This window comes from Alteromonas sp. AWJ4_197, assembly GCF_056160285.1.
Window position 1 is genome coordinate 1 of record NZ_JBSWWW010000014.1, and the last position, 6,381, is coordinate 6,381.

8 protein-coding genes are annotated in these 6,381 nt (G+C 65.0%); 4 read left to right on the forward strand and 4 right to left on the reverse strand.

Annotated elements, in window-relative coordinates:
• Positions 1–823: 823 nt before the first annotated feature.
• From ACXAGC_RS19985 to ACXAGC_RS20000, 4 genes are all read right to left on the reverse strand, one after another.
• The gene (locus ACXAGC_RS19985; protein WP_474846689.1) at positions 824–1,177 is read right to left on the reverse strand and encodes an ImmA/IrrE family metallo-endopeptidase; all 354 of its coding nucleotides are present in this window, start codon (positions 1,175–1,177) and stop codon (positions 824–826) included.
• Between the two features lie 112 nt (positions 1,178–1,289).
• The gene (locus tag ACXAGC_RS19990; protein ID WP_474846691.1) at positions 1,290–2,162 is read right to left on the reverse strand and encodes a DNA adenine methylase; all 873 of its coding nucleotides are present in this window, start codon (positions 2,160–2,162) and stop codon (positions 1,290–1,292) included.
• A gap of 1 nt (position 2,163) precedes the next feature.
• On the reverse strand, positions 2,164–3,651 hold the full coding sequence (locus tag ACXAGC_RS19995) for a hypothetical protein (protein ID WP_474846693.1): 1,488 nt from the start codon (positions 3,649–3,651) through the stop codon (positions 2,164–2,166).
• A gap of 109 nt (positions 3,652–3,760) precedes the next feature.
• Positions 3,761–4,537, reverse strand: coding sequence for a hypothetical protein (locus ACXAGC_RS20000; RefSeq protein WP_474846695.1), 777 nt, complete (start codon positions 4,535–4,537; stop codon positions 3,761–3,763).
• 205 nt (positions 4,538–4,742) lie between these two features.
• Between ACXAGC_RS20000 and ACXAGC_RS20005 the strand changes: the two genes are divergently transcribed.
• The 4 genes from ACXAGC_RS20005 to ACXAGC_RS20020 all read left to right on the forward strand — a co-directional run bounded on the left by ACXAGC_RS20005 (position 4,743) and on the right by ACXAGC_RS20020 (position 6,278).
• The gene (locus ACXAGC_RS20005) at positions 4,743–5,057 is read left to right on the forward strand and encodes a helix-turn-helix domain-containing protein (protein WP_474846697.1); all 315 of its coding nucleotides are present in this window, start codon (positions 4,743–4,745) and stop codon (positions 5,055–5,057) included.
• Positions 5,054–5,362 carry a helix-turn-helix domain-containing protein gene (locus ACXAGC_RS20010; RefSeq protein WP_474846699.1) on the forward strand — a complete coding sequence of 103 codons (309 nt, stop codon included), beginning with the start codon at positions 5,054–5,056 and terminating at the stop codon, positions 5,360–5,362. The genes ACXAGC_RS20005 and ACXAGC_RS20010 overlap by 4 nt, the downstream gene beginning before the upstream one ends.
• Positions 5,363–5,457: 95 nt before the next feature.
• Complete coding sequence (locus tag ACXAGC_RS20015; RefSeq protein WP_474846701.1) at positions 5,458–6,030, forward strand: helix-turn-helix domain-containing protein; 573 nt, start codon at positions 5,458–5,460, stop codon at positions 6,028–6,030.
• Positions 6,027–6,278, forward strand: coding sequence for a hypothetical protein (locus ACXAGC_RS20020; protein ID WP_474846703.1), 252 nt, complete (start codon positions 6,027–6,029; stop codon positions 6,276–6,278). Before ACXAGC_RS20015 ends, ACXAGC_RS20020 begins: the two co-directional genes overlap by 4 nt.
• Positions 6,279–6,381 lie beyond the last annotated feature (103 nt).

Sequence of the window (6,381 nt, forward strand, 5' to 3'; positions counted from 1 at the left end):
GTCCGCGGCCGCCCCGGGCACCCCGTCCGGGAACTGCGGCCGTCCCGGCGGGCTGCCGCCGGGGTCGTCGCGGAGGTGCTGCTCCGGCTCCTCGTCCGTCCTGGCGCGGAGCTCAGGTGGCCGGATCACTGCACCCCTCGATGTGCTACTTAACGTATGCGAATTCACAGGGTGGTGCTTGTACACACTTTCGCGACCGCAAACAATCCAGAGCGGGTTGTAGCTCGGGGAGAGGCACCGGCAGGACTGCCTGGGAGGGGGACGGCCGGGCCGTGCCCGCCGAGGGCCGCAGGTGGGCCGGTCGTCCGGGGTGTGGCGGGAAAGTGCTCCGGCTCCGGGCGCCTGCCGGGACGCCGCTCAGCACCTGCCGGCTCCGCCACCGACGAAAGATGGCCCGCCCGGTCCAGTAAGACCGAGCGAGCCGCGGACACACAGACGGCGAGATCTGCGTGCCCACCGCACAGCCTACCCCGCCTCCGCTCCGCTCGGAGGTACCGGTCCACCGAACGGGCGCCGGCACGCTCATCCGGTCCGCCGGCCCTGCCCGCAAGGGCCGTGCGTCTCGCCACCGGAGAGATCCCGCCGGGCACCGCAGCACGATGTGCCGTCGGATCTGCCGTCGGATCTGGCGTCGGAGACGACGAGATCCCCGCCACCCTGAGCCGTGAGGGCCGGAATGGCGGGGATCGCGAGTGTGCCCCAGGAGGGAGTCGAACACCGGTGGACGGGGCGTAACATGGTGCAACACCACGGAAACGCACGGAACTGCGGGGATCGATCAGGAGGCCGCGGGGTGCGTTGATGACGGCGTCAACGGCCCCTGTCAACTTTCACCAGGCCCCCAGAACAGAACCCCTAAGAGCAAGCGCTCCTCCTCGCTCAGCCAGCGCAGCCGATCCAAGAGGACCGCCTCCGTGACGCCAAGATCCTCGGCCAATCCGTACAGCCGGCCTTGCCAGTGTCGGTGGGCGTAGAGCGCCTTGATTGGCACGAGGCTTCGCGCTGTCTGCTCCCGGACTTTCTCCTCGACCGCCTGCGACTGGTGACCGACGTGCCCTAGCTCGAGGTGCACGAGCTCGTGCGCTAGCGCGCAACGCGCCTCGATCTCTGTCAGTCGGTCGTCCAGCCAGATGGTGGAGTGGCCGTCAGTCACAGCCGACAGCCTTTCCAGTGCCATGTGCTGGACGGTGATATGCGGGGGGAGCACAGCCCATGGGTCCATGCATCTGAACGTAGACAGTCCTGGGGACAGGACAACAAACGCGACACGCGTGGGCCGCGCACACTGATCAGGCAGAGTTCCAGACAGCTCCGCGCGTCCGAGTGACCTGAAGATCGGGAAGCAGTAAATCCCCGCTGAAGATGATTACTTCCTTGCCGACATGTTGGAGCTGGGCTGTGTGGCCGATCTGAAATTGAGCACATCTTTGACCCGAGTAGAGGCGCTCAGTGATCCGGGGGTCATCGTCGTACGTGATCACCCAACGATGAGGGCTTCCGGCCAGCGCCTCCGCCAGAGATGCGTGGGCGTCAGCGTCGAAAGCGTGCATGTACAGCCCGTCGCCCTGGACCAAGTACGGAGGATCTGCGTATACAAAGACGTCGTCTCCGTATGGGCGCAAAGTTGTCAGGAAATCCAGGGCATCGAGCTCGGTGAGCGAGATTCGGTGCGCAAATCGGCTGATGTACTCAACGCGATCGGCCAAAGTATCTCGATTGAATCGCGCGTCGATGAGCCAGCGGCCCGTCTGTTCCAGCCCACCGATCGGGCGGGCCGAAAGGATTCCTGATCGATTGGTGCGGTTGAGGTAGAACGTAGCGAACCCGAGTGTCAAATCGTCGAACTCGCCGGGCTGCATGTACACAGCTCGCTGGGCACGCCACTCATCGACGGAGAGATTTACGGTCAGGATTCTGTCGATGAACTGTTCCGGGGTACGCAACACGGCCCGCCAGAAGGCCGCGATACCCGGGTTGAGGTCGTTGAGATGAATATGGTCTACGGCATCCTTGTTGAGCAGTTCCAGTGCTGCACCTGCTCCCCCAGCGAAGGGTTCGGCGTAGTGCCGCGGAGAGCAGTCTTGGAACTGCAGCACTCGCTGGAAGAAGGGAGCCAGTCGGGCCTTGCCGCCGGGGTATCGCAGGGGAGAGAGATAGCGCATGTCAGTGATTCTGCCTCAGTCGTTGGTTCATGGCCACGAGCAGGGGCTCGAGCAGTCGATAGTGACTGACGACGTCTCGGGGACCTCCGCTGACTGCTGGATCATGCAGGAAGGAGTTGATTTCCACCCATGCCCCTCCACCACCGGACCCCAGCCGTTCATAGAGCACTTTGAGGGGGTCTCGACTTGTGGCTGGGAGGGACTGCACCTCAGGCCTGAGGTGCAGAATGATTTTTCGGATCTGTTTGTGAGTCTGGGATTCGTACTTGACCTCCGGCACAGACTCCACGAAGACCTTGACGCAAAGGTCAACGAGAACTCGGATCATGACGCCAACGATCTCGTGCTTCGTCGCCACTTTCAGCCCTCTCATCTGCTTCAACACCTCCTGCGTGCGTGGAGGGAAGGCCGACAGGTCCAACGCATTGAAGTCCGGGTCAATCTGAAGATCGACCTTGGGGGCGGGCAGGTCGACGATGGGGAGCTCAGGAGACTCAGTGCGATTCGACTTGGAGTGCGGCTCAGAAGTTTCCGTCCACAGCCCCTCCGCCTTGCGTCGTGACGACGTTGCGTTCGTCGGCGAGGCAACTACCTTCCCAACGTCTGGCGATACGGCCTTGGTCCCTTCGATCAGGTCGGCGATGGGTTGCAGGTACTCGACAATGTCCGGGACCGAGTTGAGTTCGCGGGACCATACACCGCCCCCCTCCTTCTTGTCCTTGCTGAGGTCGTAGAAGATGCGACTTATCGCAGGCTTCAACTCCTCCGGTGTGCGCGTGAACTGGATATCTTCGCCGTCCCATGAGTACCCCAGCACTTCGCGCGTCGGCTTTCTGTCGATCAGGCGTGCCACCGTCGTGTACCGCTCATCAGTGGCTGCTTGAAGATCCGCAACGAAGCGCTCGTCGTCCTTGTACCAGTCGCCTACACGACGACAGAACGCGCTCGTCAAGGATGGAACGCCCAGGCGAACATTGAAGTTATCGGCTTCCCTGGCATTCCAACCGACGGTACCGACACCGTTCAGTTGCCCAGTGTGCCGGCGCCGAACCCACTCAACAGCTTGCTCACGCGAACCGAGCACAACGACCCGCATCGCGCCGAATGGAGGTCCCGCGGACTCTTCAACCACTTTTCGGATTGCGTTGTACTGGCGCTCACCGCCGGCGAGTTCGGGATTGTTCCACAGAAGGAGGCAGGCCAACCGGCGATTTCCCTCGAGGACGACGTACTTGCCGCCCGTCCTAGTCGATGGCACGACGATTGGGAATTCTGAGGGGTTCAGCTCTCGGCGGTCGACTATGTCGCGCAGAAGGTTGACCGTCTGACTCCTTGTCACTTTGAGCATGAGTCGGACGGCGTCTTGCTGATCCTTCGCAGTTCGGGGGAAGCGCGGGTTGTCCTCATCCATCAACAGGTCATCGAGACCGATGTGCAGGATAGGGGCGCCTTCGCCCATACCGCCACGCTCAGGGTTATTTTGCGTCACTTGTCTCCCCTTCCTGCCCAGCCCGGGCAGGGGTTGGTTCTTTGATTAGGTGCGCCGACGGCAATGAAGGGCTGCCGCCGACTGCGAGTGATTAGCGCTCGGCATCGAACTACTCCTGCGGTCCCTCAGCATCGGCGTCCTGTTGCTGGCGCAGCGCTCGTCCCTCTGAGGGGGCGTCGTAGCCAGCCATCAACGCCTCGTCCGGCACCGGGATCTCCTCCTGCCCCGGCACCTCACTCTCGACACCGCTGTCACCTGTCACAGTCGACGCGCCTTCGCGCTCGCGGCGCCGGCGTGCCAGCTCGTCTTCCGAGGGAGCAGTCAACGGGTGCTCGTCCTCGTCTGTGACCAGCGCCAGCTCCGGGGTCGCCAACAGGTCATGCTCAGCTGCGGGGCTCCCCGCTTCCCGTGGGAAGGTAGTTGACTCGGACAGCGAAGAGTCCTCGGCAGGGCGCTCGCGGCGCTCCTGGCCTGCCGCGGGGCTCTCCCCCGCGTGGGCAATGGGGGCGGTACTGTCTGCATTCCCACCACGCTCCATCCGCATCTCGCGCAAGACTGCCAGAAGGATCCGGCGGTCGTGCTCGCTCAGTTCGGTGTCAGTGCGAACGGCATCCTCGATACGGACTGCGCTCCCGGCCTGGGCGGTGACTCCCATGGTGGCCAGGGCCGCGCGGCCGACGATGCTCTCAGGAACTCCGAGGGCTTCGGCGATACCGAGCAGCTGCGCCCCGGAGAAGGCCTTAGCCCCGTCGCGGCGCAGCTCGCCCCACCGGGACTTGTTCAAGCCCGTCCCCGCAGGGGACCGATCCTCGAGATCACGGAGGGACCAGCCGGTGCTGGCCTGCCTGTCTCGGATGAGGGCTCCGAGTGTCTGAGATGCGTTCACTCTTCGATCCTGACTGGGATTCCCGGACGATGCGAACGGCCGGGCACTGGGAGTTACGTGGGGAGTGGGCACTAAGAGGGTGCCTAAATCACCCCCACCCTAGCGCGAGATGCCGGGAAATAAGGGCGCCACCCTCTTGTCACGTGGGCACCAGAGGGCTACGTTTGGCACGAATATCTGGACACCTGGAAAGGAAACCCGTACAGTGAAACGCATCGAGTCCCCCACCCCCCAGTTAGGAGATCTCTGGATGGAACTCCAAGACCGCAAGAAGCTGGCGAAGCTGATGGTCATCCAAGACGTGTCCCAGCGGGAGCTTGCGCAGCTGGCCGGATGGAAGACGCACAGCTACCTCGGCCGCCTGCTCCGCGGCGATGCGAAGACGCTCAACCCGGAGCCGGCGCTGCGCATCGCCAAGGCGCTGGGCGTCGGCGTCGACGATCTTTTTTTGACCAAGGTGTCCGTAAATCCCACCCACTCAGATAGGAATATCCGGACACGGAAGAAGGTGGCGGCGTGAGCGGCATTGAAGACTTTCGGGGCTACTCCCCGAAGGAGGTCGCCGAGATGACCGGGCTGTACGGCGAGCACGAGCTGCGCCGCATGGCCGCTGCTGGGGAGGTCGCCCACCACCGTGGTGGACGGAACCGGGTCGTGTTCTTCCCCGAGGACATCAAGGCCCTGCTGCGCGCTACTCGACGGGCCCCGGCGAAGAAGGCCGAGACCGCCCCGCTCGAGGCCGTCACCGCTGAGGTGGGGCAGATCGACCCGTTCCGCTCCACCCCTCGCTCGCGCTCGGCGCACCGCGCTCGTCAGAGCGCATGAGAAAAGCGGCCACCTGAGCCAACAGGTGACCGCTCCCCGGGAGCCGATCAGACGGCGCCCATAGATCCAGCTGCGAATCCACAAGGAGTCTAGCAATGCCCCTCGACAGGATGAACCTCACCCTGGACCACCCATCGGTCCACGCCCGCCTCGCCGGTGACCCGCTGGCCGAGCGTGCGGCCCGCCGGGAGTTCGGCCGGAAGCTGCAGATGCACCGCTCCTACCGCGGCATCACCCGCCAGGACCTCGCCCGGGCCCTGGGCATGGAGCCCGACCTCGGCGCTGCGACCGTCGCCCTCATAGAGGCCGGGGACGTGCAGATCACCGTAGCCCGGGCCAATCGGATCGAGGAGGTCTTCGGCATCCCGGCCCCCGCACTGATGCTCATGTCCCGGATGGCCGTCACCGATCCCCCGCTCCCCCACGAGCCGCGCACCGCCGTCAAGGGCCGGCGCACCAGCACCAACCGGCGGATCAAGGCGCTGGCCGTGCTCGCGACCATCGTCGCGGCCGTCCTGGCCGTGGCGGCCCTGCTGCTCTTCACCGCCGGCCACACCTTCCCCGGAGCCCTGGTCCTCGCCGCGGCATGGATCGTCTTCTCCCCGCCCGCCGCTCTCGTCACCGCACAGATGATCGCCCGCGGACACGGCAAGGGGGCCTCCCGATGAGCACCATCATCACCACCGCGGCCGAGCTCGAGGCGCTGCCCATCGGTTCCGTGATCCGTTCCGATGACGGCTCGACCTGGGCGCGCGAGGCGTTCCCCACCCTCTGGCCCCAGGGGGACTCGGGTGCAACCGACAGCGCGTGGGCGCAGACCGGCGTCGAGGACATGCACTCCTCGCAGTGGCTGGCCGAGTGGGGTTACCTGCCCGCCGCCGTGCTCTACACCCCCCAGGAGGCCGACCGTGTCTGAGATCCTCCTCGCCGTCGTCACGGCGATCACCGACCTGCTTGGCCCCGCGGCCGGCCCGCTCTCCGGCGGACTGCCCGTCGTCGCCCTGCTCACCCTCATCGGC